Origin of the sequence: Mesorhizobium sp. M2A.F.Ca.ET.037.01.1.1, from assembly GCF_003998075.1 — a bacterium.
In the GTDB taxonomy this organism is placed as follows: domain Bacteria; phylum Pseudomonadota; class Alphaproteobacteria; order Rhizobiales; family Rhizobiaceae; genus Mesorhizobium.
On record NZ_RZSA01001540.1, the window covers coordinates 1 to 911 of the forward strand.

Sequence of the window (911 nt, forward strand, 5' to 3'; positions counted from 1 at the left end):
CGGGTCTACCTGCCGACGTCGGACGCTCGCCTGATCGCACTCGACGTCGCCAATGGGCAGGTGTGTCCGTCCTTCGCCGAGGGCGGCACGCTGAACCTGATGGCCAATATGCCTTATCCGAAATCGGGCTATTACTATTCGACCTCGGCGCCGCTGATCGTCGCCGGCAAGATCATCGTCGGCGGCGCGGTCAACGACAATTACTCGACCGAGGAGCCGTCGGGCGTCATCCGTGCCTTCGACGTCGACACCGGCGCGCTGCTGTGGAACTGGGATTCCGGCAATCCGGATGTGACGACGCCGCTGCCCGCCGGGCAGACCTACACCCACAACTCGCCCAACATGTGGTCGACCGCCAGCGCCGACGAGAAGCTCGGGCTGCTTTACGTGCCGCTCGGCAACCAGACGCCGGACCAGCTCGGCATGGGCCGCAGCGCCAGTGTCGAGAAGTTGTCCTCCTCGATTACCGCGCTCGATCTCAACACCGGGCAATTGCGGTGGGTGCGGCAGACCGTGCATCACGATCTGTGGGACATGGACGTGCCGGCGCAGCCGTCGCTGGTCGATATCACGACGGCAAACGGCATCGTGCCGGCGCTGGTCGAGCCGACCAAGCAGGGCGACCTCTACGTCCTCGACCGGCGCACGGGCGAGCCGATCATTCCGGTCAAGGACGTGCCGGCGCCCGGCGGCGCGATCGAGGGCGTTCATGCCTCGCCGACACAGCCGGCCTCCGACCTTTCCTTCAATCCGAAGCCGCTGACCGGGGCCGACATGTGGGGCATCACCCTATTCGATCAGCTGGCCTGCCGGATCGAGTTGAAGAAATTGCGCTATGAGGGGCGCTACACGCCGCCCTCGCTGCAGGGCTCGCTGATCTATCCCGGCAATTTCGGCGTCTTCAACTGGGG

The 911-nt window shown here is 65.4% G+C and carries 1 pseudogene; it reads left to right on the forward strand.

What is annotated here, in order from left to right:
- Positions 1-911: pseudogene (locus EOA27_RS38205) on the forward strand (PQQ-binding-like beta-propeller repeat protein); the annotation flags it as partial.